Here is a 25,434-nt window from a genome sequence, read left to right as displayed (position 1 = left end):
ACTTTTTTAGTACCCCCAGGGGAATTCGAATCCCCGTTACCTCCGTGAAAGGGAGGTGTCCTAGGCCTCTAGACGATGGGGGCATTGGATTCAGACCTTCTATAAATTAGCGAATTTCTGCGTTGATGTCAACAGCTTTCGCCAAAAAAAAATTGTAGAGGCTAAATTGGTTGAAGGCGGAAGCGATCGCTAGCTAATCATGACTAAAAATCGTGACATTTGAACGAAGGATTGGGGCAATAGGCAATAGTTTTTCTCCCCCTGCCTCTTAATTATGCTCAAGTGTTACTTCTGTTTGGCAAATAGCTGTAAATGGAGTATTATCAAGAACTAAGTATGAATCAAGCTCTGAATTTAGTAAGGGACAAAAGGTGTGATGTTGTACCCTGTAGAGTTATTATTTACTATTCTTTACACAAGATTTTGAAATAAATCGCTCAAAATCTACAACATGGAAGCATCTTTTGAAATCACCCTACAGATGGTAATCGCCGTTGTTACAGGCATTAGCGCTCAGGTGCTGGCTGCATACTTGCGTGTACCCAGCATTGTTTTGCTGCTGCTTTTGGGCATTTTGCTGGGGTCTGATGGTATTGGCCTTTTACACCCCCATGTCTTAGGTACAGGACTGGAAGTTATTGTCGCTCTGGCAACGGCAATAATTTTATTTGAAGGCGGACTCAACTTGGATCTGCAAGAGTTGGGTCGAGTTTCAGTTAGTCTGCAATTGCTCGTTACCCAAGGAACGCTGATCACACTACTTGGTGGTAGTATGGCGGCTCATTGGTTGGGTGAATTTCCGTGGAACATCGCTTTTCTTTACGCTTCAATAGTTGTGGTGACGGGGCCAACTGTCATTAGTCCCCTACTTAAGCAAATCAATGTGGATCGCCAAGTGGCTACGCTGCTGGAAGGAGAAGGGGTTTTAATCGATCCAGTCGGGGCAATTCTGGCTTTCGTTGTCTTAGACACAATTATGAACGGTGATACTGACCCCATCAACGCCATCATTGGTTTAGCAATGCGCTTGGGGGTTGGGGCGGCGATTGGTGCTGCTGGCGGCTATCTGATGAGCTTGATTTTTAAGCGCGCCAATTTTCTGTCGTTCGAGTTGAAAAATCTGGTAGTCTTGGCAGTGCTATGGGGTCTGTTTACCTTGGCACAGACGATCCGCAGCGAATCAGGAGTCATGACAACTGTAGTGGCTGGAGTTGTATTTGCTAACTCTTCTGTGCCAGAGGAACGCCTTTTACGCAGCTTTAAGGGTCAGCTAACAATTCTCAGCGTTTCTGTATTATTTATCCTGTTAGCGGCTGATTTATCGATCGCTAGTGTGTTTGCTTTGGGTTGGGGGAGTTTATTTACTGTTTTGGTATTGATGTTTGTCGTTCGCCCGATTAACATTCTCTTCTGCACGTGGAATAGTGACCTCAACTGGCGACAGAAACTATTTTTAAGCTGGGTGGCTCCCAGAGGAATTGTTTCTGCTTCTGTGGCTTCTCTATTTGCAATTTTGCTGACACAGCGTGGGATCAACGGTGGTGATGCGATTAAAGCCCTGGTTTTTTTAACAATTATCATGACGGTTGTCTGTCAAGGACTCACCGCTGGCTGGGTGGCTAAGTTGCTGCAAATAACCTCTAAAGAGGCGACTGGAGCGGTGATTGTGGGTTGTAATCCTTTAAGCCTCTTGATTGCGCGCTTCTTTCAAGAACGAGAAGAAAATGTGGTCATCATAGACACAGACTCGGAATTTTTTCCCCAGGCTGAAGCTCAAAATTTGCGAGTGATTGCTAGCAGTGCATTGGATGCTGATGTTTTGGAAGAGGCGGGACTGGCCTCGATGGGAACTTTTTTGGCGATGACTAATAATGGTGAGGTGAATTTTGTCTTGGCGCAACGAGCCGCCGAGGAATTTAATCCGCCGCGTGTGTTGGCTGTTTTTCCCCGCGATCCCCAAGCTACTTTGAGCGCCAATAGTAAGGTTAATCAGGCTTTTATCCCAGACTTAGGCGTGAAGACGTGGAATGAGTATCTGAATGATGGACGGGTGAAGCTAGGGACAACGACACTAAATGAGTCGGAATTTTCTAGTCAACAGGAACACATACAAGAAAAAATCCGGACTGGGGTGTTGCTACCTTTATTGCTAGAGAGAGAGGAACGCCTACAGATTATGCCAGCAATTCAAGAGTGGGAAGTAGGCGATCGCATTATTTACTTGTTGTATGACCCTAGGCCTAATCTTTTAAAACGGTTATCTGGTGCGACTCAATCTACTCCTCTCTCTCTAGAGAAATTACCAGAAGTGGAAGAAGTCCCGCTGGCAAAATTAGCTCAACTTTCTGCTAGTGAAGCAGCTGGTGGTTGAATGAAGCCACCTTCACTGGGTTTTGATGCTAAAGCTTCTGCATACATTTGTTGTTCTTGCCACAGTAAAGCAGACAAATGTACTATGGCGAGAATGATGACGGCGGCGGAAATAATGTAACTGTGTATGGCGTAAAGATGTTCTACCGTTATGGTGCTAATGGCTCCACCACCAGTCAAAATTTCTCGCAGTTGCGAGCCGATGAAGGGAATCGCTTCGATGGTTCCTAGCTCAATGTTGAAACGCCAGTAACCTTCTTGATCCCAGCCGAGAATCATTTCTGTCCAATCGAGAGCGATCGCACTTAAGGTAAATAAAATTCCACTAATCCATGCAGTCAGCCAACTCTGGCGAAATTGCCGACCTAAAAACATCACCACAATTTGCATCAGGGCGATCGCAATTACGCCGTTCCCGGCGATATCATGGGCAGTCTTGAACAACCAACCGTAGGTTACTTCCGTATTAATCATTTTCAAGGCGTGATAAGCACCGCCTGCTGTCGGTTCGTAATAAAAGGACAGCAGAACTCCAGTTGTGACATTAATTAGGCTCAGGGTAAGGATCACGACTGATAATATCGTTGCTAGTCGCCGCAAAATCCGATCTAATTGGGTGCTTTGCATGGCTAACCTTTTCTCTTTTAGTTAAAAAATTCGTACTTATATGACAATTTTAACTAAGAAGTATTAAGTTATTTTACTTCTCTGATAAATAAGGCAGCAGGAGTGAGAAGTTTCTCTAGATTAAAAATTAGCGGCGTAGCGTAGTCTCAACGCTGAAAATTGTCAATAGTCTGAAAAGAGGCTGACATGCTAGGATGAATCAGATTAAGTTATCTACTAAGATCAAACCTGACATCTATCAAAGGGACTGCCTCACTACAAAACAGTTAGCTAACAAGATAGGTAACTTAGGTTACGGGTGTCTATGCACTAAGGCCGACGCGATCGCCTAAATGGGCAACTACCATAAGTTATTAGTATGAATTTAGTAATTTGTTGATACACATCAAAAGTAAGAATTTTGTCAATAGCCTATTCATTAGGTGATACCCTAAACTATAATGTTGCGTTTTTTTAAAGTGAAAACCTGGGAAAAATGGCTGTTTTGCCCTTGTGAGTCCAGTATAGAAAGTTATTACTCTTCAAGGGACGCATCTCTTGCCATAGTAGCCCCAAAGATAATATTGCTAGTCAATTGCAACTGAGCCGAGTGAACGATAACAGCTATGTCTTACGTCTCCCTACTAAAAAACATACCAGAAATCTTGAGTCAGCCAACCGGGATAGCAGCTATAGCCTCTCTTGGCATCCACGGTGCTATCGCGTTGATTGTGCCATTCATGCCTGTAGACTCTAACAAAGCTAAAGACTCAGCATCGTCAAAAGCTGTTGGAGTCATGGAATTAAGTCAAGCGGACCAAAGTCGCTTGCCTCAAACAAATACATCCCCACAATCACAATTACCCATAGCATCACAATTTCCCTTACCATCCCAAGTACCTCCCTTTAATTTGGGTGATCAGGCGAATAGTTTACCCCCATTACCACCACCACCTACATCTAGTCAGCTAGTACTACCGCCAATCCCTAAATCAGTTGACCAATATCAAGTTTCTCAATTACCCAAAGGACAGTCTTTACAGATAGTTCCCAGGGGAAACTTCCGATTTGATACCTCTGGTTTTAATGTCAACAGAAGATTCTCCCAATCAGTGCCACGTTTTAATGATAGAGACATAAAGCTGGGAGACGCTAGGCCGCTGCCCATAGACAAATTACCGACCTTGCCAGGAGCTAAAATACCTGATGGGTTAATGAATTCTCCTGATGTCAACTCCTCTCCAACAAATGCTGAACCCACTGCACAAACAACTCAGCCTGGAAATAATGGATCTGAAGTTGCTCAAAACGAACAGTTAATAGCTCAGATTGGCAAAACTCCACAAGCTGGTGATAACTTAAGTTTAGGAAGAGACAGTTTACCGCAATGGCAGCCGGATTCTACGGCTAGGGTATCTAATGAGTTTCCCTTCAAGCCAACAGAACAGGCGACTTCTCCTACAAACGCACAGGTAAACTCCTACGAAGACCTCAGGAAAACAGTCCAGCAGGATTACCCTAATGCGGAAGAAAAAACTGTTATCCGTGATACTATTTCTACAGACAAGGCAGGGCTTGAAGGTACGGTATTAGGCGGTTTAGTGATAGACGGTGACGGCAAGGTTTTAGAAATTAAGTTCCAAGACAAGTCAGTTTCTAGCGATCTGCTATTAAAAGCCAGAGAGTATTTTGCTGCCAATCCTCCCAAGGGTCATAGCAAAACTAGCTATTACCCATTTAGACTCCAGTTTCAAAACAATAGCAATAAAAATGCTGGAGTTACTCAAGCGCCAGCACCCACACCAGTGGCGCCTACCAAGCCGTTATCTAATCCGGTGGTGAATACCAAGCAGCCTGAACCTGCACCAACAGCGACTAAACCATTGTCAAATCCAGTGGTGAACAAGCAGCCAGTACCCGTTTTAGCAACGCCTACTAAGCCGTTGTCTAATCCGGTGGTGAATACCAAGCAGCCTGAACCGACACCAACAGCTACAGAAAATCCTTCGTCAGCGGTTGATGACAAAAAAGATGAGCCTGTAACCGTTGTTGAATCTGGTAAAAAACTAATCCAGCAACTGCGCGAATTGAGACAACAAAAAGAAAGCTCTGATCAAAAGAAATAAAAACCCTCCAGATGGTTTTAGTCGAAGATTAGAACAAATTTAACAATCAAGCAGGATGAATGATGTTATTAATCATTCATCCTTTTCTTTTGAGCATATATCTACCTCAACTTCAGCCTTAACACCCTTTCCTGGATATCCTGCAGCTTGTTAGGGAGTTCACCATCCTTGTTCTGCTTGTTGGAAAATGTAAGTAGCTACCTCTAAAATTTCCTGATTGCTTAACTTGTTTTTAAAGGCAGGCATGGCATTTTTACCGTTTTGTACTTGATAGATAATTGCCTGAATAGAATCCTGATCATAATTTTCCAGATATTTTGATAATGCTTCTTTTGTCAAGGTTTTCTGGCTAATTAATATATTTCCACCACCTATATGGCAAGAAGAACAGTTAGCATTGAAGATTTTGGCACCATTGGCTGTTTCGGCGGCTAGTGCTGGCAGAATGAATGTAAATCTAAATAGAGCGATCGCTAACAGCAGAATAAATAAAAGTATTCTCAAGACATTCTCCTCGCAACACTCCGGCAACTGAAATCTATTTTCAGTAACTATTCTATGGCTGCTATAAGCCTTAAAAATGCAATGAAATATGCATTTGCTCACCACTATGTGTACTCTACCCCATGAAGCAGCAGTTTCTGTGAAGTACAAAAGCTACTATAATAATTTGTCGGCACTTGACTAATGGCTTGGAGAGGCAAAACAGATGCAGCAAGCCCCTGACGGAGGAACTTCGTTAACGCCAAAATTATACTTTGCCTCTTGACTAATAACCCCTAAATCTTCACCCTTAACTCATGACTCCAGTAGATATTCTGATCCTCTCCAATGGTCCAGGGGAAGTAACAACCTGGGTGCGTCCAGTGGTAAAGGCGCTAAGGCAACAACTAGGTGATGATCGTTCTCTTGTCAGGATTTCCGTTGTATTATCTCCTTGCCCCAATGCGACTGGGAAAGAAGTAGCGATCGCCCTTTCTTATCCAGAAGTAGACAGAGTCCAGGGAGCAGAGCATTTTTGGCAGTTTTTGCTCTGGGGAAAGACTGCTGAAAATTGGGATTGGAGAAGTCTCGGTGTCGTCGTCTTCCTTGGTGGGGATCAAATTTTCCCCGTTGTCATTGGCAAAAAACTCGCCTATCGCACAGTAGTCTACGCCGAATGGAATGCCCGTTGGCACAGCTTAATTGACCGTTTTGGTGTCATGAAGCCCGAAGTCGCTCAACCGATTCCCCAAAAGTATGCTCATAAATTTACTGTTGTGGGCGATTTGATGGTAGAAGCGCAGATTCAAACAGAGGGAAATGAAGTAAAAAATTTCGCCATAACTCCTGACTCTTCACTCAACACTGAAATTATCGGCGTTTTGCCAGGGTCAAAAGCGGCAAAATTAGCCCAAGGAGTACCATTAATGTTAGCGATCGCCGAATATATTCACGCAAAAAACCCCCAAACTAAATTTGTGATTCCTGTCGCCCCAACTTTGGATTTACAAACTTTAGCTAATTTTGCTGATCCCCGAAAAAACCCTTTTGTGCAAACATTTGGTTTTAGCAGTGCTTCCTTGATTTCCCCAGAAGAAAGCACTCGTAACTCCAAACTGAAAACAGACAGAGGAGTAGAGGTAGAACTTTACCAAGAAAACCCTGCCTATGAATTATTATCCCGCTGTAGTATCTGTTTAACTACAGTCGGTGCTAACACTGCCGAACTCGGTGCTTTAGCAGTACCGATGATTGTCTTACTCCCAACACAACAACTTGATGCGATGCGTTCTTGGGATGGTTTACCGGGGTTATTGGCTAACTTGCCAGGGGTGGGTACCACTTTTGCCAAAATAATTAACTGGTTTTTCCTCAGACGCAAAGGTTTATTAGCATGGCCTAATATCTGGGCACAAGAAGAGGTAGTACCAGAACTTGTAGGACAACTCCAGCCTGCAGAAGTTGGGGAAATGGTGTTAGACCTTTTGGCTCATCCAGAAAAATTGGCAGCGATCCGAGCCAAGCTACTCAGCATCCGAGGCGAAGCAGGCGCAGCGCAGAAATTAGCACAGATTGTTAGCGAAGAAATTGATAATTAGGGACTGGGGATTGGGCATGGGGCATTGGGCATTGGGCATTGGGCATTAGAAGAATAACCTTTTGACTTTTGACTTTTGACTCTTGCCTATTGCCTATTGCCTATTCCCTTGACTCCTGACTCCTGACTCCTGACTAATCAGAAGAACCATCCCGCCGTCCTAATTCATAAATACCGGAACCAATACAAGCAAGTATGCCGGTGCTGATTCCCCAACTGTTGCCTAAGCTGATGTCCAGAAACCAGTTACATAAAGCACCAGTTACCAAAAAAGGCACGATGCTAAATAGGGAGGCATAAAAAGCGTTTTGAGATTCCCTGGCTTGACGAGTTTTGTCAAATTCTGATTGGCTGGTGTAAAGCGATCGCTCCGCAAAGTTAAACCAGCGCTTGAGTTGCTCGATTACCCATTCACTGACTGGTGAAAAAGCTAAATATAGCGCCAAAGACCACAAACTCGCTCCAGCGATCGCGATTTTGTCCAATTCAAAACGGAAAGGCAAAATTTCATTCAGCATAGTTTGTGGGAGTCCTGCAAGTAGTCTATTTTGCTCTAGAGCTTCTAAATTGAGGCTATAGCAACCTCTTAAGCAAATTTAAGCATAAAGGTTAACAGGATATTAACAACTTGGCAACTATCTTACTGCTAAGTTAGCCCAAGTTATCTCAAAGAGAAATTTCTGCCAAACATACTTACGTATTTACATACTCAGTATTGCAGTACAAATATGTAAAGCTTTTAAATAACAAATGCTACTTTATCCGTAATTACTATCTAACGACTACGCTGATTCCCGACTATACTTGTCTACTAAAGATGTATTAAAAGCGCTTATTTTTGTTAACTATCTGATTTTTAGTTTTAATACCTGAATATACAAATTAGATAGTCAAAAATACAGTTTTGTTAGCTATATAACTTGACTTTAAAATATTCTGACGTAAGATATTGCGGTATCAAAGATTTATTAGACTTGATGACAGAATTTTACAAAAAATTAAACTAAGCCAATCAAAGATTTACTGACACTTTTATCGGAGTGGGGAATAGCAACAATGATTAAACGGCGACAAAGAATAATATTTTCTGGAACCATAATATTAACATTAGGATTAGGTCTTGTAAGTTCAATTACTTTATTACCTAAGCCAGAAATTTCGATAGCTAGAGAAGTTCAGTCAAAAAATGTCAAGACACGCAACAGTTGGTTAGGCGCTTCGTTTCCCGTAGAAAACTTTCAAGCTTACACCTCTGCATTTGGCTATCGTCGTTCTGCTACTGGAGGTGATGGTTGGGAATTTCACGGAGGTTTAGACATCGCCGCCCCGCAAGGTAGTTATATTCGTAGTTGGTGGGCTGGTACAGTTATTAAAATAGGCGATCGCACAGCCTGCGGCACTCATATCGTCATTAAATCCGGTGAGTGGGAACATACTTATTGTCACATGGAAGGCAGTGCTGGTACTGCATCAGGTCGTCGTTATTTCATTGATCGCCCAGCTGGAATTCAAATTTGGGAAGGGCAACAAATACCCACTGGAGCCAGAATCGGTAGAGTCGGAATGACTGGACGTACCACCGGGCCTCATCTTCATTGGGGACTGAAATATGCTAGTAACTATGTAGACCCAGCAATGGTTTTGCGAGAAATGTTTTCTCAGCAACAAATTGCTAGAAGAGGTGGGTCAGGAGCTAATAATCAACAATCGCAAGTCATAATTCAAGAGTCAAAATTTATTAATGATTCTGGTTATTAGTTGCAGAACTTTTATTTATGGGGTTTTACCCTGCTCCCTTCTCTCTGCCACTTTTCCTCTTTTTGACTCATTTAAATTGGTGCATTTCTTTCATTTATTTGAGAATCGTTATAACTCCTTGTGACTGGAGTACATGTTGCTGCTCATTAGTCAGAAAGATGTACCCAACGATATCCTCAGAATCCTCATAAAGCGGATAAAATCTGCCATTGGAAACTGTTTGCTCAACAACCTGTTGTATAAAACTGAAGAATTTCGGGTCAAGAAAATCATTGTTATACTCAAATTTTCTGCTGTATCGCTTGTCATTGAGAGTAAAGGACTGTGCAGCAGTTTGATTTTTCCCATCAAATTCATTTGAAATATCAGTTGGTACAAATGCTCCCCGCGATGCAGCAACCAACTCATAGGTCAATTCTTGGTAAGGATTGTCTACATTACCGCTTTCCCATTCCACTGTAACTACCAAGTTATCAAAAGCTTGTAGCAAATCGTGAGGATGGGTGATGTAGCTTTGTCTTATTTTCTGCTGACTTGTAGTAATCTGATCTTCTGTGAGGTGATTGAACAACTCGATTTTTTTCCAAAGTGAGAGAATTTCTTCTATATAATCTGTCGTTAGCCGTGCTTCTTGGCGAAAATCTTCTTGCTGAAAATAGGCTTTAGCTTGATTTTCTGTTAAAGCGATGACTCCAAAGCGGGAATGATCTAACCCTGGTATTCCTAAATAGTCGCTCTCAGCTTTTATGTCATATAGTCGATAGTCTGAACCCTGATCTCGCAAAATCTTGTTGAACAAGTGGAGAAATTCTTCACTCTCGATACGTCCAACAAAATCTTGGTTATCTATTGCAGGTGCATAAAAACTGCTTTGTTGATACAGCTTTCCGTTGATATTGACTGAAGCGATCGCTTGATATGACTCATCACCGTTATAATCTAAGCTTTTAACAAGCTCTAGGGCAAAATTTTCAAAAGTAAAGTTTGCTACGCCAGTCTTAGTGAGCATCTGGGCAATAGTCGTATGGATTTTAGGAAAGTAGCCGTAGGGATCTAAAGAGTAATCATGTAGGTTGAAAAGTAAAGCGCGATCGATGTACTTCAGGAACTTGATATCATCCTGAATCTTCCCACCCTTGAGGTCTTGCAGCAAGCGAGTATAACCTTTTTTTGACAGTACACCAGCGGTTCGCAAAGATTTAAGATAAGGTTCCTGTACTTCTGGTTGTAACTGCTGCTCAATCTCCATTTGCCAAGCAGCGTTCTGAAATAACTGCACATCTAATCTGATACCACCAGATGCGATATCTCCTCGCAGTTTTTCATAAACACCTTGACTCACAACATCTGATTCTCTGAGTTGATGCACCAACTTCAGTAACTCAGAACGCATTTCATTTGTTAAATCCGCAATACCAAAGTTAACAGCAGCACCAGTTCCAATTCCTAAAGAAGTAAGGAGACGTTTCACTGTGTCTTGCTCAAGTTGACGCAGCAGTGCGGAGCGACTTTGAATTGCACCTTGTTCTATTAAGCGCGCTATCTCTTGATAGGTTACTTCTGTAACTAAGTTTAAATCTCGTAGTTTGCTTGCTACGTCTGTAAGAAACATAATTTGTAGGATGGGCTATGCCTAGGGTGTTTATTCTGAGGGTTTTCAGCCCAAAATGCATCATACAAAATCATAGTCGTAGTTAACGTTGTCATCAGGGCACGGCAGTGCCGATGCCCCTACGGTAAACACAAAAATTGCATGATAATTTTTAGCTAATTTCTTACAAAGTCAACAGCCTAGGCACTGCCTTACAAAACCCGTATCTACGCTGAATGTAAAAATAAAATACCAGTCCTACATCTCAGTTTAATGTTTTTTGATATCGATCAACTGACCGCTTTTAAACATATCAGAATATTCAATAGTCTAGTAGCGTTTCTAGACTAAAATAGTGCATTAGACATAGGTTGGGTTGAGGCTTTGCGTAGACGCGGAGCGGCTTCCCGCAGGGTAACCCAACATTCTCTCGTTTTTGTTGGGGTTCGTTCCTCAACCCAACCTACATTTTTTTGCAACATTTTAGTCTTGACACGACACTAGAGTAATAACTATTGACTATTCACTAACTTTTAGTGGGATACGACCAATTGCTCATCAGCTACTTGGGTATGTTCGGCAACAATTTTGCGGAATAGTTCGCCTTCTATGGTCTCCTGATCTGCTAACAAATCTACTAAACGTTCTAACGCAGTGCGGTTTTCTTGCAACAGTTCTTTAGCTTTGAGATAGCAGTGGTTAATAATTTCGCGGACTTGTGAATCAATTTTGGCGGCAATCTCTTCAGAATATTCTGATTTACTCATCCAGTCGCGCCCCAAAAATACCTCTGCACTTTGACTTTCTAAAGACAATGGCCCTAATTCAGACATCCCAAATCGAGTTACCATTTGTCGTGCCATATTTGTCACTTGTTGCAGGTCATTTCCTGCACCTGTAGTCACTTCTGGCTTACCGAAAACAATTTCTTCAGCAGCACGTCCACCTAAAGTAGCAGTAATTCTGGCTTTGAGTTGGGAACGGGAAACTAACCCCTGTTCTTCGTTGGGGGTAAACCAAGTTAATCCTAGTGCTTGTCCTCGAGGAATGAGTGTGACTTTCTGTACAGGGTCATGGTCTTTGAGTAAGGTACCTATTAAGGCGTGTCCGACTTCGTGGTAAGCAATCAAACGCTTGCTTTTGCTATCTACCAAGGCGGTACCCTCCATCCCTGCGACTACCCGGTCTACAGCATCATCAATTTCTAAAATGGTAATCGCTTCTTTCCGTCTTCTGGCGGTGAGAATGGCGGCTTCGTTGAGTAAGTTGGCTAAGTCTGCACCAGTAAATCCGGGGGTGCGGCGAGCGATCGCTTCTAGAGATACACTAGGGTCAATCTTCTTGTTGCGCGCATGGACTTTTAAAATCTCCAGTCGCCCTTTTAAATCCGGTGCATCAACCATCACTTGCCTGTCAAAGCGTCCTGGACGGAGTAGGGCTGTATCCAGTACATCTGGGCGGTTGGTGGCAGCAATAATAATGATGCCTGTGTTACCTTCAAAACCATCCATCTCCGTAAGTAGTTGGTTGAGGGTTTGTTCTCTCTCGTCATTACCGCCACCGATACCAGCACCTCGTTGTCGGCCTACGGCGTCGATTTCATCGATAAATATCAGACAAGGAGCATTATCTTTGGCTTTCTTAAACAAGTCCCGCACACGAGATGCACCCACACCAACGAACATCTCGACAAATTCTGAGCCAGAAATACTGAAAAAGGGTACAGCGGCTTCCCCTGCGATCGCTTTGGCTAGTAGAGTTTTACCAGTACCAGGAGGACCAATTAACAGTACTCCTTTAGGAATTCTTGCGCCGACAGCCGTAAATCTTTCTGGCTGTTTGAGGAAAGTCACTACTTCTTGCAGTTCTTCTTTCGCTTCTTCTACCCCAGCCACATCATCAAACTTCACACCCGTTTTCGCCTCCATTTGGAAGCGGGCGCGAGATTTGCCAAAGTTCATCGCTTGACTAGACGCATTAGTTGAACGGCGCAGGAACAATAGCATCAAAGCCACCAATGGCAAAATCCACATCAGATTGATCAAAAGACCTACAGCAGCCCGACTATTAGCAGAAGAAACTTCAGCAAAATCAACGTTTTTTTGTTTGAGTTTGTTAATCAACTCTGTATTTTGCTCCAAAAGTCTCACCTGAATCGGTGAATCCGACTTTTGACCTTTTAAATAAACCCTTGCTATCTGTTCGGTTTCATCAAGCTCGACTTTTTCAACTTCGTTCTTCTCGGTTTTCTGAATCAACTGACCATATGTTAAGGTATCGCGCTCTGCTTTTTGCTGCGCCAAGGCGGGAGTACCACCGATAATTCCTGGTAAGATGATCAAACTAGCTGCTAGCGCACCAGTCCAAGTCACACGCTTTGCCAATGGCTGTTTCTTCAATGCCTTTTTCCCAAAAGTTGTCATAATAATTACCCTCTGTCTGCTGGCATAAACTGAGCGCTAGTTTTATGCCTATTCTTCTTACAAAAATTGCAATAACTGGAAATAACTGTTTTCTTATCTAGTCTAACTTCCACATCAAACCATTCCCAGTAAATTCTCATCAGCTTTCAAAAAACAAGGCGGGAGGTGGGGAGACGCCACACCATACACAGTAGCTAGGACTTACGAATTGACAGGAAATGCAAAATGTGGATGATAAACAAAACACATCTTTCGTAGGGGTTTAGCAGTGCTAAACCCTCCATAGCGCGGATCTGTTCACCATCAAAGTCATGTAGGTTTAATTGTGCCCACTTACTTAGGTGTCAAATTTTCTCATACGTAGCAATTTGACATATTCTGCAACAAATCGCTAGAATAAGCGTAATCGTAATGATTACGATTTTTAACAAAATTTGCAGAATTGCCTAATCATGTATTCTGTATCAACTCCAGAGCTAAGATACAGAATTACTAGCAACTATATTCTTCATTGAGAATTTTCCATTAGTTTAGTGATTTGTAGGTGAATTATGGTGAGAATTGTTGGTATTGGTGGTAGTTTAAGAGCCAACTCCTATACCCAGATAGCTTTGCAAATAGCAGCGCAAAGAGTAGAAGCGCTGGGTGCAGAGGTAGAAATTCTCGATTTGCGGCAGTTGCAGCTACCATTTTGCAATGGTGACAAAGAGTATCTAGAATATCCGGATGTTCAAAGGCTACGGGATACAGTTAGTGGGGCTGATGGGTTAATTTTGGCGACGCCTGAATATCATGGCAGTGTCAGTGGTGTGATCAAAAATGCCCTAGATTTGATGAGTTTTACAGAACTATCCGGTAAAGTAGCGGGACTGATTAGCGTTTTGGGAGGTCAGTCTAATAGTAATGCCCTTAACGACCTGCGGTTAATTGTTCGTTGGGTACATGGTTGGGTGATTCCCGAACAAATTGCGATTGGACAAGCCTACGGTGCTTTCAGTCCTGAAGGCAAATTGCTAGATGAAAAACTATCCCAGCGGTTTGATCAATTTGCTCAGAGTTTAGTAGATAACACTCGCAAGCTGCGAGGAGTAAATTAGAAGTAGGAGGATATTTCCTCATAGGGGATTTTCTCTTTGATCGGGCACAGAAAAAGAGTAATTTCAATGTATACCTTGATTACGCCAGAGAAAATCCAATTACCTCCCGGTGCGGTGGTAAGACTACCTAGTAGTTGGCAAGACTATCAGATATTAACTCAACAACTAGGCGATCGCTCTTCTCCTCGCATCAAATACCGACCCGGAGAAATTCTTTTGATGGCACCGCTACCAGAACATGGACGTAACACGAATTTGATTGCAGACGTAGTCAAAGTTTTGCTCGATTATCTGGAGCGAGAATATGAGTCTTTTACTCCCATCACGCTAGAATTGCTCAACGAAAGCGGTGTTGAGCCAGATTACTGCTTTTATATTGATAACTGGGAAGCTATAGCTGGCAAAGATAGGATTAATTGGGATACCGAACCACCGCCCGATTTAGTAATTGAGATAGACGTAACCAGCTACACTGATGTGAATGACTACCTACCCTATCGAGTACCGGAAGTTTGGTTATTCAAAAAGAAGCAACTCAAAATTTATGGTTTGCGAGGAGACGGCTACAGTGTTCAGACTGACAGCCGCTATTTTCCCAACATTAATGTTTCACAAGTAATCAACGAATGTTTCCGCATCGCTGACGAACGTAACACTAGCGTTGCTATTCGTCAGCTACGACGGAATCTGAGCCAAAATCCCAGCGAAGGATGAAGTATAAGTTTCATACTTCATCCTGCAGCTTTTTAATTAATGATGATGGTGGTGATGATGCCCAGCTAACTGAGGGTTAACTGTTACAGATTCTTGCTGGCTCAACTCGCCAATCTGAGCATTTGCCCATCCAGCTACCATAGCCAGAAATTCTGGATGATCGTTGACACAAGGCATTTGTACATATTCCACATGAGGATGCTTTTTCGCCAAAGCATGGATAATGTGGTGTACGTCTAATAAAGTTTCGTGGTTTTCTGTGGCAAAGCCAATAGGCATAAACACTACTGCTTTTGCACCCAATTGAATCAGGTTATTAGCCGCTTGCTCGGCGTTTGGCAGCGTCCATTCAATTAGGGGTGTGTCGTGATTGAGCCAACCTACTGAAATTAAAGGATACTTGTTAATTAACTGATCCCGGACTAAATCGTAAAGTGTTTGACTTTCGGTAATCCCAGAAGTGAAACCTTTGGCTTTATGGGGACAACCGTGGTTCATCAACACAATCCCGATTTGGGAAGGTAAATGAGATGCGGCTAAATCGGTGCTAATTTTCTCCTCTACTAGATGAGCCATCAAATGGATATAATCTGGTTCGTTGTAGAAAGAGGGAATATAACGGAGTCCTTTTAGCCAATGTTGTTCACCATCAGCCATGTCAGCCAAAGCGTTGTTAACTTGCTCAACGGCAATACCACTAGTAAAAATGGAATCAACAACCAGGAGTGGATAAATCAGAATTTTTTCAAAGCCTTGGTTTTTAATTTCTGCCAAGACTTGCTGGGGTAAAAAAGGAGCGCAGAAATTGAAAGCCTTGAAAACTTGGATGCGATCGCCCCAAGTTTGTTGTAAATTCTTCTCAATCCCAGCCCGTTGCTTTTCAAAAATGGCGTTGTGTGGAGAGATAAAATCGTGGTGTGTGTGTCCCCACTCATGGCGATCAAACAATGCTAAAAGCTTTGCTAGGGGGGGATAAATCCAGGTTGGTACTGGTGCAAATTTTGCTGTCAGTAGATTTAACGCCTGTTCGTTATAGTTAGCGAAATCTTCGTAACTTTCGACTTCACCGTAGCCCATCAGCAAGACGGCGATACGGTCTTGACCTGATAGATGCTCGTGGGTGTGCTGTAGTTTTTCCGGCGTGGCAACCACAATGAGTTCCTCAATGTAACCAAAATCTAGTCAAATGAAGTGTGAAGTATGAGGTATGTAGTGTGAAACTGCCTCATCCCTTGATGGATGAGGCATGAGTATCGAAAAGAATCATATTTTTTCGCTCACTCTTGTTTCATCCTTTATCCTTTACATTTCAGACTTCTTTAGTCAAATTTTATCCCATCCGGGGGGATAGGATAACTAGATCAATCATAAATAGATTTAGCCTAATAACACATAGACAAAAAAACTTACCTAATTAAGGGGCAGGGGGCAGGGAGCAGGAGGATGAGGGAGAGAATAACCTTGACGAATGACGAATGACCAATGACAAATGACCAATGATGAACATAATCATTTGCCCGGGAATACACGAGCCAGAACTGACTAAGAGCTTTTTATCAGGATCGTTAGATCAATTTCCAGCTAATTTAATTGATCAAAAACCAGTAAACATACTAATTTATCCTGGAAGCGGTGTTTTGACGCTGTCAGGATTTCACATTTTGCAGTTTTTGTGCGATCGCTTGGGAGATCAGCTAAAATCGCCAGTTATATTCATTAGCTATAGTGCTGGTGTAGTGGGGGCAATAGTTGCTGCATCCTTGTGGCAACTCTCAGGAGGTAATATCAAAGCATTTATCGCCATAGATGGATGGGGTGTGCCACTATTCGGGGATTTTCCCATTCATCGGATGAGCCATAATTATTTCACACATTGGAGTTCCTCATTGCTGGGAAGTGGGCAAGATAACTTTTATGCCGAGCCAGCAGTTGACCATCTATCTATGTGGTCATCACCTCAAATGATTCAAGGATGCTGGGTAAACCAAGCTATGGCAGCCTCTTCCCCTGCTAGTAATCTGGGTGCATCTGAATTTTTGCATCTGCTGTTAAAGCGCTATGAAGAAAAATAGTCCGGACAATAGAGTCAGCCAGCAGGAGTGAGAAATAGGGAGTGTAGGGTAAGAGAATATGAAGATGAGGGAGATGAGGGAGATAAAGAAGAAATAGATATAAAAATAATGATTGTTCATTAATTTTCTCCCCCACTCCCCCTACTTCCCATCCTCCCCCCACTCCCCCTGCTCCCCACTCCCCATCTACCCTAGTCAAAATTCCCAAGTATCTAATGTTTCCAACTGAACCTGCTGCTGTTAATAATGGGTTTGGCGCGCTGCTAAAAAACCGTGGTTTTTTGCTCCTGTGGATTGGGCAATTGGTTTCCCAGTTAGGAGATAAGGTTTTCTTCGTTTTGATGATTGCCTTGCTGGAAAATTACCCACCACCTCCAGGACTCGCAGAAAACTCGATGTACTCAACTTTGATGGTGGCGTTTACCATCCCAGCAATTTTGTTTGGTTCGGCGGGTGGTATCTTTGTTGACCGCCTACCCAAGAAGCTGATTATGGTTGGCTCTGATGTCGTGCGCGGATTATTGACTTTGTTGATTCCGTTATTACCACGACAATTCCTGATTTTGTTGATACTCACTTTTGGTATCTCAACTGTTACCCAGTTTTTTGCGCCTGCTGAACAAGCTGCCATCCCCTTGTTAGTTAAGCGCGAAAACTTAATGGCCGCTAATGCATTGTTTAGCAGCACAATGATGGGAGCTTTAATAGTCGGCTTTGCAATCGGAGAGCCAATTTTGAGTTGGGCGAAAAGCTTTTTGGGAGAAGATTACGGTCAAGAGATTATAGTCAGTGCATTATATTTATTATCGGCGGCGATCATGCAGCCAATTAAATTTAAAGAACATAAAGTTACGGGAGATGGGGAGCAGCAAGCCCTAATTAACCCTTGGGCTGAATTCAAAGGCAGCTTGCGCTATCTGAAGAAAAATCGTCTCGTGTTAAATGCCATGCTGCAACTGGTGACGTTGTATTGCGTGTTTGCAGCCTTGACGGTGCTAGCAATTAGACTGGCAGCAGAGTTTGGCTTAAAGGAAAAACAGTTTGGCTTTTTCTTAGCAGCTGCTGGGGTGGGTATGGTCTTAGGTGCAGGACTTTTGGGTCATTGGGGAGAAAAATGCCATCACAAGCCTTTACCTTTAATCGGATTTGTAATGATGGCGCTAGTTTTGGGAGTGTTTACTTTTGTTCACAACCTGTTACTAGCTTTGGGACTTTGTGCATTGTTAGGTGTGGGTGCTGCCCTCATCGGCGTACCGATGCAAACTTTAATTCAACAGCAAACACCACCCACAATGCACGGAAAAGTTTTTGGCTTTCAAAATCATGCTGTGAATATTGCCCTGTCTTTACCTCTAGCCATTACTGGCCCACTAACTGATGCTCTGGGTTTGCGAACTGTGCTTGTCAGCATGAGCGTTATCGTCGCTGTTGTTGGTGTTTGGGCTTGGCAGAATACTCGCCGAGTTTTGCAGGATGTGATTTAAGGGGCAATAGGCAATAGGCAATAGGTCAAGAATTATTCTCCCCCTGCTCCCTGCTCCCTGCTCCCAGTCCCTATTCCTCAATCCCCTAAAAAGAGTTTGTTATGTAAAGTTGAAATTTCTGTGAGGATTTGATTGAAGTTTTCCATTAAAATGAAATCTTAACTACAGAATTTCAGCATTAACTTAGCTACTCTCTGAGGTTTGACAGTGCGATCGCTTTCCCGAACTAGTTCCCCCCAAACCGAGAATCACGTCCAGTCTAAGACTTCTATCCCCAGCCCTGTGACGCCCAAGCGTGCATCGGGTGGTTTTGCCTTGCTTGATAGTCTCCAACGCCACGGAGTTGAGCATATTTTTGGTTATCCCGGCGGGGCAATTCTGCCGATTTACGATGACCTATACAAGGTGGTAGCAACCGGTGGCGTCAAGCATATCCTAGTCAGACATGAACAAGGTGCATCCCACGCAGCTGATGGCTATGCCCGTGCCACAGGCAAGGTGGGGGTATGCTTTGGCACTTCTGGACCTGGGGCGACTAACTTGGTGACAGGCATCGCCACCGCCTACATGGACTCAATTCCAATGGTTGTGGTGACAGGACAAGTACCACGAGCATCAATTGGTACAGATGCGTTTCAAGAAACCGACATCTACGGTATTACTTTACCAATTGTCAAACACTCCTATGTAGTGCGTGACCCGAAAGATATGGCGCGCATTGTCGCTGAAGCATTCCACATTGCTAGCACTGGGCGACCGGGGCCAGTTTTAATTGATGTCCCCAAGGATGTAGCTTTAGAAGAATTCGACTATGTGCCTGTGGAACCAGGATCAATAAAGTTACCTGGCTATCGTCCCACTGTGAAGGGGAATCCACGGCAGATTAACGCGGCGCTACAGTTAATTTGTGACAGTCGCCGACCACTACTATATGTCGGTGGTGGTGCGATCGCATCTGGTGCTCATGAAGAAATTAAAGAACTAGCTGAGTTATTTAATATCCCCGTCACCACAACGTTGATGGGTATCGGCGTTTTTGACGAACATCATCCCCTCGCATTGGGAATGTTAGGGATGCATGGCACCGCCTACGCCAACTTTGCTGTCACTGATTGTGATTTATTAATTTGTGTCGGTGCTAGGTTTGATGACCGCGTCACCGGTAAATTGGATGAATTCGCCTCCCGTGCAAAAGTCATTCACATCGACATTGATCCGGCAGAAGTTGGCAAAAACCGCGTCCCAGAAGTGCCTATCGTCGGCGATGTGCGAAGAGTCTTGATTGACTTGTTGCGTCGGTGCAAGCAAACAGGCACAAAAGCTACACCCAACCAAAACCAAGAATGGCTGAACTTAATTAATCGTTGGCGGGACGAATATCCCCTAGAAGTTCCCCACCATCCCGATAGCATTTCACCCCAAGAGGTGATTGTGGAAATTGGTAGTCAAGCACCCCATGCTTTCTATACCACAGATGTCGGTCAACACCAGATGTGGGCAGCCCAATTCCTCAAGAACGGCCCCCGACGCTGGATTTCTAGTGCAGGTTTAGGCACGATGGGCTTTGGCGTACCTGCGGCAATGGGTGCGAAAGTAGCATTTCCTGATGACGAAGTTATCTGTATCAGTGGCGATGCCAGTTTTCAAATGTGTTTACAAGAACTGGGCACGCTAGCACAATATGGCATCAATGTCAAGACCGTGATTATCAATAATGGCTGGCAGGGGATGGTGCGCCAGTGGCAGCAAGCATTCTACGGCGAGCGTTACTCATGCTCCAATATGGAAGTAGGGATGCCAGACGTTGAGCTTTTGGCTCAAGCCTATGGGATCAAAGGCATGGTGATCAGCAAGCGAGAAGAACTTAAAGATGCGATCGCCCAAATGCTCGCACACAATGGCCCCGTAGTTGTAGATGTCCGCGTCACCAGAGACGAAAACTGCTACCCAATGGTGGCTCCAGGGAAGAGCAACGCCCAAATGATCGGCTTGCCCAAACAACCCCCGAAAGCTTCCATAGAACCAGTTTATTGCAGCCACTGCCACGCTAAAAATCTTCCCACCCATAACTTCTGTTCTGAGTGTGGTACTAAACTGTAAAACGCTGTGATTGAGGATGAAGTTAATTATTTTTTGACGCAGGGAAGTTTATTTTCTGCGTTTTTTTGTGAGCAAAATATTTATTGAAAGCGACTGTTACTCCAATGCAAGAGCGATAGCGCAGCAAGCGTCTGCACTGAAGCTCTGACGAAGTATATTCGCCCCGTCCTTTGCTGGACAAGAAACTGAGGCTGGCGAGAAAAGTTGCGATCGCTCTGTTACCTTCCATTCCACCAGTGAAAATTCGCACAGCGACATCATTGATTTTTCTGATTTCAACTAAGTGATTCCACCTCGCTCAATATCTGACGAAATGATTGGGCAGGAAATAACTATGGAAACGGTATAACGGCTAGGTTATGCTGCGTTTTCCACCAAATAAAATTGCGATCACCTTAATTCTGAATTGAAACTAACAATATTTATGGAATGAACAACCGACCAACACCCTTATACTGCTCAATGTCTACAGCAATCTCGATAAGGCGGTCAACACATCGTTCTCGATAATCAGCTTCACTAAGGCGATCAAGGTTCCCAATTGTTAATACTGGGAACGAATTGTCAGTATTCTCCTCACGCATAACCTGTTCAAGCGAATCTTCACCCTTCATATTTCGGTTAGCTGTAAGGATTAGCATCTGATGTTCTTGAGCATAACGCCAGACTGCGCGATCGCTACTTTCCATCAACAGTCCAACCTCTCTAAAAGTCACAAATTGGATGGATATGAATTCAATCCAGCCCAATTTTGTCAATATACCGATAAAAATAAGCGCGTAGCCGTCTAGATTGTAGTCAACCAAGAAAGTCATTGCTGTTGTGCCGCACTACGTCTCGCTTTCTGCTCCTCAAGTTTTGCCCAAATCGCTTCCTGCCCAGGCTTATGCGGCATTGCCGCAATTCGGGCAAGTCGTTCGCGGTTACGATCTTCCCAATATTGGCGAATTTCTTCTCTAGTTTGAAGAACTTCCTGGTATTCAGCCTCGATTTGAGCCTGATTTGCCTCAATGTACGACAATGCTACATTAATTTGTGCATCCGTGAGATTGAACGTGTCACGAATTAATTTAGGAGGATAATGAGCCTTCAGGAGATCGATCACATCATAAAGGCTAATGCGTGTACCCGTGATGGTTAGCCCTCGCTCTGTACGGATGATGGCTACCTGTTCATCAGATACTGAAGTCATAACCACCTTTCCTCTTAAAAAAGATTACCTCTTCATTTTAACTTGAGCGCAACATGGGCTGCGCCTGAAACTGAGGCTGGCGAGAGAAGTTGCGATCGCTCTGTTACCTTCCATTCAACCAGTGAAAATTCGCACAGTGACATCATTGATTTTTCTGATTTCAACTAAGTGATTCCACCCCGCTCAATATCTGACGAAATGATTGAGCGGGTAACAACTTTATTGGTGTTTAATTATGGCAGATAAAACTCAAGCACTCAAAGTCCAAAAACTCATTTGTGTCTGATTAGTACCATTCTTACCAACTTGGATCGCGGAGAGATAAGTTATAGCGCGGTTGAATACCCTGAATTGACTTTAGGCTTCTCTCTCGATACTGTCCTCCATAACCTAGTCTCCATAAAATTATTTCATCTACCCATTGAACTGCTCGTAGAATCACTTCCCATTGCTGAGTTTCAGACAATGGAATAGATTTTGTTTCAGCATGAGTTGAATTATTACGGATATGCACAAAATAATCTACGGTCGCATCTTCTCCCGATATGCCAATTCGATTGAGAAGTGCTTTAATACGACCCTTTGCTTTTAAGTCCTCATTAATCTTGCGCTGTGTAGGATTTTGCTCCTCATCCACCAAAATAATTCGAGCTAAATTTTCCAACAACGTCCCAAGCGCATTAGCTATAACAGGTGACAAAACATTTCTTCTACGTCCGAATGCTCTTGGAATTGCTTGAAAATACCATTCAAGAAGTACAAGCCATTTCTCACGCCAATGAGGAGTTTGCAGCATTCGCTGAAAAGTTGGAAAGCATTGAACAAAATCTAATAAGTCTTTCATGCCAAAATATCTGATGCAACCTTGTCCTAATTCCTCTTGTGGAACTATTAAAGGAGCCTCAGCCAATGAGGCTACATCTTCTATGCCTATGCGATCTATTCCCATGTCCACAAATGTCTTTGCAATCGCATAGATTGGTTTGACATACCCACCATTTATATACGACAGCATTAAACATAAATCTGAGAGAAGTTTATTAGCGTCAGACAGAGAAATACTTAGGACTTACGCATTGACGAAACAACTAGTTTATGTATTCAATCAGCACAAACAGCGCTCAAATTATCCAAAACATATTCACGAATAACTTTTGTGAATAGATTCCTTTGGACTTCATACCAATTGTTAATGATATTTTCAGAGCGCATTTTTTCTAAACGAACAAATGCTTGAAGCGAGCAAAATATATGTGTTTTGATTGCGTGGCTATCTCTAACCATGAATCGACAAATTCCACATACTTGTTTGATGGCTCTATGAAAACTTTCAATTCCCCAATGAGTATCATGAATTGTCACAAATTCACTTCTGGTTATTTGTTGGAGAGCTTCTTTATCTGGTAGATACAATATATAGTGCCTAGAGTCTTCTTTTTTGAAGTCCTTCCTAAACAACTTGATAAATCCAAATTCTCTCAGATGCGTGACTAACCCTTGCTCAGGAAGCTCTAAACTGCTTACATGGCAATACTTTCCTGGTTCATTAGATACAGTTCTGTTCTTCTCAACACCAAATAGAAAACCCAATTTCTGGTTTCTTAAAAACTTTAAGTTTTCTACTCCTGAGTACCAACTATCTCCTGTCACTAGTCTTGGTTTTACACCCCAATCAATCACTTCAATCAGCATTTCTTGGAAATAATCGTTCTTGGTTCTCCCCTCCTTTTTGTCATATATTCTGTAATTTATTGGGACTGAATTCCCATGTATGTCGCTGTAATACAGTGTGATTAAATTTAATCCTTTAATCGCCTTATGGTATTTCCCTGACCAAAAATATCCAATTAATTCTGCGTATTTTGGTTCGCTGTATAGCTTTTCTATTACTGTGTCATCAACGCTTAAAATACCTCCTTCTAAATTGATTATTTCTCTGACAATGTCGAATAAATCTTTTGGCTCGTATCTTTCTCTCAACAAAAATCTGTTCACACTATCATGTGAAACATCTCCCAAGATTTCTGCTAACCGACTGCACCCTCCATGCTTTGGCTCCGATAGCAAGAACAGGGTGTAATGCTCTAAATTACATTGTGCTGTTGAGGGTTTGCTGATTTCTCTAATTGTCCGATACCTTGAAAGTAGACGACATCTTTTTTTCAATGCACTATTTTACCACCTCGTCAATGCGTAAGTCCTAATACTTAATAAATCTTGAATTTTTGTAGAAGGTTGTTGTGTCTGGAAGAGGCGAATTTTCAATGTGATCATTGAACCTCTATTTTGGACTTCTGGCTTCAACCAATCTAAAGCTTCTTGGGTTGTAGAAAGTTCAACACTCCAATCATGACCAATCTCCACTTTAAATGATTCACATTTTAAAGCTTTAGTGATGGCTGCAAGGTCACTACCTGTAGCCTCTCTCAAGAAATCTGTATTGGGCAAATAGAAATCAAAATAGTGAGCATTTGCATTTATATCCCCATATAAAGCTTGCTCTGCATAACCCCTGCTTTGCCGCCTTTGTCCACCCCGAAATGTGAAGGTTGGTTTTTCCACAACAAGTTGAGGATCTGAACCATCCCAAGAAGTTAATTTTTTTGGCGGTGGATCAAAAGAGAGAGAATCAAAATTATACTCGCCTCTACCTGCTTCAAATTCCCAGTGAACTCGTGGAGTTTGATTGATAGTAATCCAAACAGTCAAACGACCTTCAAGATTATCCAAATGTCCAATATTGTTAAATAACTCTACGTCTTCTTGCTGACAAACCAAATCCTTATGGAAAAACATTTTTGTATCTCGCTTCTTTTTGGTCTTTGAAGATTCTACTTTACCCAACTCGATCCAAGTTTGAACAATTCTACAGAGATCATTCAAAGTCTAACGACCGGAAGGAATTTTACCACCAGCTTGCTCTACTGCCTGTTGCCAAGCAAGACGTTGTTTTTCTGGTTCCCATTTGGCATTTTATAATGAGATATGGACAATAAATTTTCATGAGGTCAAAAATATGACACACTCTTCACCAGAAAGAATAGTGAGACGTGGGAGAGTATTTCCAGAAATTCAATGGACAGATGCACAAAAAGCTCAAGAAAAAGCCAGAAGACAGGCATTTTATGAGCGTTGTTGGGTGATTTTTGAGCGTTTAAAACCAGAAATACTAGATAAATACTATGATTGGTATATTGCCATTGAACCTGATAGTGGGGATTATTTTATCGATCAGGATCAAGAGGTAGCAAGTAAAATAGCCAAAGAAAAATATCCTCATGTGATTCATCATATTTTTGGCATTAATGAAACCGGAGTTAGTGGCAGAATATGATTGAGGGGAGATTTGGAGATAAAGGTCAAGTTTACTTTGAAATTGATTTAATTGGAGGCGATGACTTCAGCTTTCCTGTAGAAACAATGCTAGATACAGGATTCATTGAATTTTTAGCCATGAACAAACAAGATGTACAAAGTCTTGATTGGTCTTTTTTCCGTCAAAATAAATTAAGAACCGCTCAAGGAGAAACTGAATTTGATGTTTATATTGGTAGGGTAATAATAGATAGTCAAGAGTGGGAAATTCCTGTATTTGCTGGAGATGAAATCCAGGAAATTTTACTAGGTTCTCGATGGCTGAAATTATTTATATTAGTCGCTAATTATCCCGCTTTTGTCACTCTCCGGGAGGGTAATCGCTAGAAGCCTCATCAGGCAATCAATACAACCTTTCCTATTAGAAAAAAATGGGTCTTGTATTTGTGATTAGGAAATAATCGTGCGATCGCTTGCTATACAAAAGCTCTGGAATTCAACAATAG

At 42.6% G+C, this 25,434-nt stretch carries 22 protein-coding genes and 1 tRNA gene; 11 read left to right on the top strand and 12 right to left on the bottom strand.

Annotation, left to right across the window (positions count from 1 at the left end; translation table 11 throughout):
- Nucleotides 1-10 precede the first annotated feature (10 nt).
- Nucleotides 11-83, bottom strand: a tRNA-Glu gene (locus CAL7507_RS21120).
- 368 nt (nt 84-451) lie between these two features.
- Between CAL7507_RS21120 and CAL7507_RS21115 the strand changes: the two genes are divergently transcribed.
- Nucleotides 452-2,371, top strand: coding sequence for a sodium:proton antiporter (locus CAL7507_RS21115; RefSeq protein ID WP_015130529.1), 1,920 nt, complete (start codon nt 452-454; stop codon nt 2,369-2,371).
- On the opposite strand, the gene CAL7507_RS21110 is transcribed toward CAL7507_RS21115, so the two are convergent.
- Nucleotides 2,338-2,997, bottom strand: a complete 660-nt coding sequence (locus CAL7507_RS21110) for a cytochrome b N-terminal domain-containing protein (protein ID WP_015130528.1) — start codon at nt 2,995-2,997, stop codon at nt 2,338-2,340. The two genes, CAL7507_RS21115 and CAL7507_RS21110, sit on opposite strands and share 34 nt — an antisense overlap.
- A gap of 605 nt (nt 2,998-3,602) precedes the next feature.
- Here CAL7507_RS21110 and CAL7507_RS21105 point away from each other — a divergent pair.
- A complete protein-coding gene (locus CAL7507_RS21105; RefSeq protein ID WP_015130527.1) occupies nt 3,603-5,102 on the top strand; it encodes a hypothetical protein in 1,500 nt (499 codons plus the stop codon).
- Nucleotides 5,103-5,261: 159 nt separating this feature from the next.
- Here CAL7507_RS21105 and petJ read toward each other — a convergent pair whose 3' ends face one another.
- On the bottom strand, nt 5,262-5,606 hold the full coding sequence (petJ, locus tag CAL7507_RS21100) for a cytochrome c6 PetJ (RefSeq protein ID WP_015130526.1): 345 nt from the start codon (nt 5,604-5,606) through the stop codon (nt 5,262-5,264).
- Between the two features lie 296 nt (nt 5,607-5,902).
- Between petJ and CAL7507_RS21095 the strand changes: the two genes are divergently transcribed.
- On the top strand, nt 5,903-7,183 hold the full coding sequence (locus tag CAL7507_RS21095; RefSeq protein ID WP_015130525.1) for a hypothetical protein: 1,281 nt from the start codon (nt 5,903-5,905) through the stop codon (nt 7,181-7,183).
- A 133-nt stretch (nt 7,184-7,316) separates the two neighbouring features.
- Here CAL7507_RS21095 and CAL7507_RS21090 read toward each other — a convergent pair whose 3' ends face one another.
- The gene (locus CAL7507_RS21090) at nt 7,317-7,700 is read right to left on the bottom strand and encodes a hypothetical protein (protein WP_015130524.1); all 384 of its coding nucleotides are present in this window, start codon (nt 7,698-7,700) and stop codon (nt 7,317-7,319) included.
- A gap of 538 nt (nt 7,701-8,238) precedes the next feature.
- Here CAL7507_RS21090 and CAL7507_RS21085 point away from each other — a divergent pair.
- Complete coding sequence (locus CAL7507_RS21085) at nt 8,239-8,940, top strand: M23 family metallopeptidase (RefSeq protein WP_015130523.1); 702 nt, start codon at nt 8,239-8,241, stop codon at nt 8,938-8,940.
- 94 nt (nt 8,941-9,034) lie between these two features.
- Here CAL7507_RS21085 and CAL7507_RS21080 read toward each other — a convergent pair whose 3' ends face one another.
- Both CAL7507_RS21080 and ftsH read right to left on the bottom strand, forming a co-directional pair.
- Entirely contained in the window at nt 9,035-10,552 is a 1,518-nt protein-coding gene (locus CAL7507_RS21080; RefSeq protein WP_015130522.1) for a hypothetical protein, read from the bottom strand.
- A 512-nt stretch (nt 10,553-11,064) separates the two neighbouring features.
- Nucleotides 11,065-12,954, bottom strand: coding sequence for an ATP-dependent zinc metalloprotease FtsH (gene ftsH / locus CAL7507_RS21075; RefSeq protein WP_015130520.1), 1,890 nt, complete (start codon nt 12,952-12,954; stop codon nt 11,065-11,067).
- A 551-nt stretch (nt 12,955-13,505) separates the two neighbouring features.
- Between ftsH and CAL7507_RS21070 the strand changes: the two genes are divergently transcribed.
- Together CAL7507_RS21070 and CAL7507_RS21065 are read left to right on the top strand one after the other, a co-directional pair.
- Nucleotides 13,506-14,051, top strand: a complete 546-nt coding sequence (locus CAL7507_RS21070) for an NADPH-dependent FMN reductase (RefSeq protein WP_015130519.1) — start codon at nt 13,506-13,508, stop codon at nt 14,049-14,051.
- Between the two features lie 66 nt (nt 14,052-14,117).
- The gene (locus CAL7507_RS21065; RefSeq protein WP_015130518.1) at nt 14,118-14,765 is read left to right on the top strand and encodes a Uma2 family endonuclease; all 648 of its coding nucleotides are present in this window, start codon (nt 14,118-14,120) and stop codon (nt 14,763-14,765) included.
- Nucleotides 14,766-14,801: 36 nt separating this feature from the next.
- Here the strand turns inward: CAL7507_RS21065 and CAL7507_RS21060 are convergent, their stop codons facing one another.
- Nucleotides 14,802-15,917, bottom strand: coding sequence for a ferrochelatase (locus CAL7507_RS21060; RefSeq protein WP_015130517.1), 1,116 nt, complete (start codon nt 15,915-15,917; stop codon nt 14,802-14,804).
- A gap of 347 nt (nt 15,918-16,264) precedes the next feature.
- Here CAL7507_RS21060 and CAL7507_RS21055 point away from each other — a divergent pair, with 347 nt between their 5' ends.
- The 3 genes from CAL7507_RS21055 (at nt 16,265) to ilvB (ending at nt 20,421) form a co-directional block, all read left to right on the top strand.
- Complete coding sequence (locus tag CAL7507_RS21055; protein WP_042341441.1) at nt 16,265-16,837, top strand: hypothetical protein; 573 nt, start codon at nt 16,265-16,267, stop codon at nt 16,835-16,837.
- Between the two features lie 215 nt (nt 16,838-17,052).
- Entirely contained in the window at nt 17,053-18,321 is a 1,269-nt protein-coding gene (locus CAL7507_RS21050) for an MFS transporter (protein WP_015130515.1), read from the top strand.
- 201 nt (nt 18,322-18,522) lie between these two features.
- Nucleotides 18,523-20,421: a biosynthetic-type acetolactate synthase large subunit gene (gene ilvB / locus CAL7507_RS21045; protein ID WP_042341440.1), complete on the top strand. Its 1,899-nt coding sequence runs from the start codon at nt 18,523-18,525 to the stop codon at nt 20,419-20,421.
- A 422-nt stretch (nt 20,422-20,843) separates the two neighbouring features.
- On the opposite strand, the gene CAL7507_RS21040 is transcribed toward ilvB, so the two are convergent.
- The 5 genes from CAL7507_RS21040 to CAL7507_RS21020 form a co-directional block, all read right to left on the bottom strand.
- Nucleotides 20,844-21,236, bottom strand: a complete 393-nt coding sequence (locus tag CAL7507_RS21040) for a DUF5615 family PIN-like protein (RefSeq protein ID WP_015130513.1) — start codon at nt 21,234-21,236, stop codon at nt 20,844-20,846.
- Nucleotides 21,233-21,613, bottom strand: coding sequence for a DUF433 domain-containing protein (locus CAL7507_RS21035; RefSeq protein ID WP_015130512.1), 381 nt, complete (start codon nt 21,611-21,613; stop codon nt 21,233-21,235). The genes CAL7507_RS21040 and CAL7507_RS21035 overlap by 4 nt, the downstream gene beginning before the upstream one ends.
- Nucleotides 21,614-21,911: 298 nt before the next feature.
- Nucleotides 21,912-22,562: a hypothetical protein gene (locus CAL7507_RS32805; RefSeq protein ID WP_201447854.1), complete on the bottom strand. Its 651-nt coding sequence runs from the start codon at nt 22,560-22,562 to the stop codon at nt 21,912-21,914.
- Between the two features lie 152 nt (nt 22,563-22,714).
- The gene (locus CAL7507_RS21025) at nt 22,715-23,680 is read right to left on the bottom strand and encodes a transposase (protein ID WP_083862855.1); all 966 of its coding nucleotides are present in this window, start codon (nt 23,678-23,680) and stop codon (nt 22,715-22,717) included.
- Between the two features lie 108 nt (nt 23,681-23,788).
- Nucleotides 23,789-24,409, bottom strand: coding sequence for a hypothetical protein (locus tag CAL7507_RS21020; protein WP_015130511.1), 621 nt, complete (start codon nt 24,407-24,409; stop codon nt 23,789-23,791).
- Between the two features lie 220 nt (nt 24,410-24,629).
- On the opposite strand from CAL7507_RS21020, the gene CAL7507_RS21015 reads away from it, so the two are divergent.
- Complete coding sequence (locus CAL7507_RS21015; protein ID WP_015130510.1) at nt 24,630-24,947, top strand: hypothetical protein; 318 nt, start codon at nt 24,630-24,632, stop codon at nt 24,945-24,947.
- Nucleotides 24,944-25,315 (top strand): hypothetical protein, encoded by a 372-nt coding sequence (locus CAL7507_RS21010; protein ID WP_015130509.1) that lies wholly within the window; start codon nt 24,944-24,946, stop codon nt 25,313-25,315. Before CAL7507_RS21015 ends, CAL7507_RS21010 begins: the two co-directional genes overlap by 4 nt.
- The last annotated feature ends 119 nt before the right edge of the window (nt 25,316-25,434 follow it).

The organism is Calothrix sp. PCC 7507 (assembly GCF_000316575.1).
Lineage (GTDB): Bacteria > Cyanobacteriota > Cyanobacteriia > Cyanobacteriales > Nostocaceae > Fortiea.
This window is presented reverse-complemented; position numbering and strand designations above follow the sequence as displayed.